Here is a 3321-nt window from a genome sequence, read left to right as displayed (position 1 = left end):
CCGGTACTGGAAGCTCGACCGATCCACTCCGATCAGCCTGCAGGCCCGGCGCTCCGAGTAGCCGTGATCATCGATCACGCGCTTCACCGTCGCGAACCGCGCCGCAGGCGAGCTCAGTTTTTTCCGAGCAGATCCTTCAGCACCGCATTGTCGAGCATCTGTTCGGCCAGCAGCTTCTTCAGCCGCCGGTTCTCCTCCTCGAGCGTGCGGAGCCGCGCCGTCTCGGAGGCTGTCATGCCGCCGTACCGAGCCTTCCACTTGTAGAGCGTGGCGTCCGAGATCCCGTGCTTGCGGCACACATCGGCGGTCTTCATCCCCGCCTCGTGCTCCTTCAGCACCGAGATGATCTGCTCCTCGCTGAAACGGCTCCGCCGCATGGTCCTTCTCCTGATCGAAGGACCCAACTTATCCGCGGCAGGAATTCAGGGGAGCACGTCAAATCGAGCATGACACCCTAGCGGGCATAGATCCGGGCCTGACGATACAGGAGCAGATGATCAGCGTATTTGGAGACCCGCACCTGGGCTACGGTCGCCTTGGTCGGGATGCCGCCCTCGATCAGCCGCGCCGGTGCGGGCGCCTGCACCACGACGTCCTCGCAGGATCGGCCGGCGTATTTTGGAACAGCAGGGACAGAGGTCGCTCTCGATATCGACCACCGTCTCGATCCGCGGCAGATGCGCCGGCAGCGTGCCGCGGTTCGCGCGGCGCTTCGCGATCCGGGCGGCCTTCTCGGCCGTCTTCTCCTCGGACGCGGCGATGCCCACGGCTTCGACCTGCTCGGCCTTTTCCAGGGCCAGCAGAGCTGATCCTCGGGCAAGGTTTCCGCCCGACGGCCAAAGCGATGGCGCTGCAACTCCTTGATGATCTGGCGCAGGCGCTCGATCGCCGATTCCCGCGCGATCAGCATCGCCTGAAGCGTCTCGGGATCATGGGGAAGCGCGGAAGAGAGCGAGACCATGACGCCGATTCAATCATATTCGTCAGATGGTTGCGCGCCCTTTCACCCCGCCGCGATCGGTGTCGATATCCGTTGCGGCTCATGCACCCGCCGCCAGTCCAGCCCCTCGAACAGTGCCTGCAACTGCGCAGCTGTCAGCCGCAGGGTGCCGTCCTCGATCTTTGGCCAGCGGAACTCGCTATCCTCCAGTCGCTTCGAGACCAGCACGACGCCGGTGCCATCCCAGAACACCAGCTTCACGTGGTCCGGACGCTTGGCCCGGAACACATAGAGCGTGCCCGAGAAGGGATCGGCGCCCATCGTCTCGCGCACCAGCGCGGCCACGGACTTCGCGCCCTTGCGGAAGTCGATGGGCTTCGTTGCAGCCATGACGTTGACGCGCCGACCCGGCCGGTCACCGTCCAGCCTTCAGCAGGCGCCGGCACGAATGCCGGCATCGCTTCCGCGGGTTTGCGGATCTCGCGCTGCTAGGTGAACAACTGCTGCCGCGATAACGCGGGGCGGCGAGGCAACTGTCCTCACCCTCGCAGGTTTGCAACTCCCTGTCACGATCCGCGCCTTGTGCACGGCCGTTCACACCCGCCGGTGCACCATGCCAGTGAGGAACTCCTTGCGACGTTCTTGCCGGCCTTCATCGTCTCGTCGCCGAGAGCGGTCACTGCTCCTACTCGAACGCGTTCTTTCCTATTTAAATGCCACCATATATCAACGCCAATTAAAGGGCCTCTTTGCGATGCAGGGGGCGGGAGAGCGACGACACGTGCGCTGTCTCCCGATCCAATTCGAGCGCTTTCCGTTGCAGTCAATGATCCCGTCACCGCTGTTGCGAACTGCGTGGGGCTGTCTGGCTAAGCGATGTGCGCCGTTCGCTCCGGCTCGCTCGCGGGGGGATTACTTTTTGACATTCGTCCGAGGAGGCGTGTCGCTCGAGACTATTCGGATTTTGGCTTTGAAAATTTTCAGTGAAATCAGAGCCGATCAACGGGTCGTTTGCGGTTGATCCCAAGTGGCGTCCCCTCGACCAGGCCGTTGAAATAAAATTGGCGGACGCGGATGATTCGCGCTATTTGCCAAATGTTTTTTAATGGATTGACGGGGTGGGCATGTGACGACAATGAGGGTTCCGCCTCGGATTCTTATTCGGGCGAGCGACGCGGTTTCCAGAGCGCAGATGGGGGGATCCCTCGAACTGGTGGGAATTGTGCTCGTAGTGCTCGGCGAGTTGGGTGCCGATATCGATACCGAGATGTTGGACGCCATCACAATTCGACTTGAAGCGCTCTCGCGTTTGTTCGTGGAGGACGTGGCCAGTGGATGGCTCTTCGCTACGGCTGGCTACGAGTGCATGCTAGTCAGTCACGCAGTGTTGGACGTGGCCTCGCGAGCAGAAGTCCGAATGTGCGGAACTGAAGCAAGATTTGATCCTACGGAATTCCATGCCCTTGTGCTCAGTGCGACTGATATAGATGGAAGCGCTTGATGGGTGTATTTAATTTGGTATATATTGAACGAAGAATGTTTGTTACAATGTATTTTACTGATTACGTCGCCGCCGATAGTAAAATAGAGAGGCGTTTATCATAATAATGGATGCATAATGAGTGGCATAATGGATACCAATGAAAATGAAAATAGCCCTGGTGACGCCATTAGTCATCTGGATGATGATGGCTTTTATGATGTAATTATCAATGCGTTTGATGATTTTATTAATATGAAGGCGTCGCTTCGTGCTATTATCGAGCGGGCAAGTGGAGGGTCATTGCTTGGACAGAAAGTACGAGATATGCGCAACTTAGCGCAGGAAGCTGTAAATAAGGGTGAAAATAGAAATTTAACGAACATCAAGGAACTGGCTATTTGTAAAAGATATTTAACGGCATACGGGCGCGCGAATCCCGGGCGGATGGCCCCAGAGATCAAAAAAACATCTGATGAGCGATATTTAATAAAAACACAAAATTCAAGTGGAAGAATATATATAAAATTCGTTAGTATAGAATCCGTTGAGAATATGACGTCGACATTGGTGTCCGGATTGTCGGAAACGACGTCTGAGAAAGTGGCCGCCGACGGAGTGGAATCATATCTTGATCATCGGATCACGTGTAAGTCATTTAGCGATGACGAGTATGACGGCGAGGCGCCATAGTCACGGTAACGGGCGCCCATCGAGCCACCAGGGGATACGTTGCGTGACGCCTATCACGTCAACCGGATCATCATCGTCCATTGGTCCGCCATATCTGATGCCATCTCCTTAGCGCGACGCGGTTCTCTCTCGCTTATCTCGACCTAGGTGTTTAGTCCCAGCCTGTCATGGCTTGGCTGACGGACGAACAGCTTCGGCTTTTCGGAGC

The 3321-nt window shown here is 57.2% G+C and carries 3 protein-coding genes and 1 pseudogene; 1 reads left to right on the top strand and 3 read right to left on the bottom strand.

What is annotated here, in order from left to right; all coding sequences use genetic code 11:
• The 3 genes and pseudogenes from KHC19_RS08205 to tnpB all read right to left on the bottom strand — a co-directional run.
• A pseudogene (locus tag KHC19_RS08205) lies at positions 1 to 377 on the bottom strand (transposase); the annotation flags it as partial.
• 77 nt (positions 378 to 454) lie between these two features.
• Complete coding sequence (locus tag KHC19_RS08200; RefSeq protein ID WP_213351875.1) at positions 455 to 961, bottom strand: IS66 family transposase; 507 nt, start codon at positions 959 to 961, stop codon at positions 455 to 457.
• Between the two features lie 42 nt (positions 962 to 1003).
• The gene (gene tnpB, locus KHC19_RS08195) at positions 1004 to 1330 is read right to left on the bottom strand and encodes an IS66 family insertion sequence element accessory protein TnpB (RefSeq protein ID WP_213351874.1); all 327 of its coding nucleotides are present in this window, start codon (positions 1328 to 1330) and stop codon (positions 1004 to 1006) included.
• A gap of 1240 nt (positions 1331 to 2570) precedes the next feature.
• Between tnpB and KHC19_RS08190 the strand changes: the two genes are divergently transcribed.
• Positions 2571 to 3113 (top strand): hypothetical protein, encoded by a 543-nt coding sequence (locus KHC19_RS08190; RefSeq protein WP_213351873.1) that lies wholly within the window; start codon positions 2571 to 2573, stop codon positions 3111 to 3113.
• Positions 3114 to 3321 lie beyond the last annotated feature (208 nt).

Origin of the sequence: Ancylobacter oerskovii, assembly GCF_018390555.1 — a bacterium.
Classification (GTDB): Bacteria; Pseudomonadota; Alphaproteobacteria; order Rhizobiales; family Xanthobacteraceae; genus Ancylobacter; species Ancylobacter oerskovii.
This window is presented reverse-complemented; position numbering and strand designations above follow the sequence as displayed.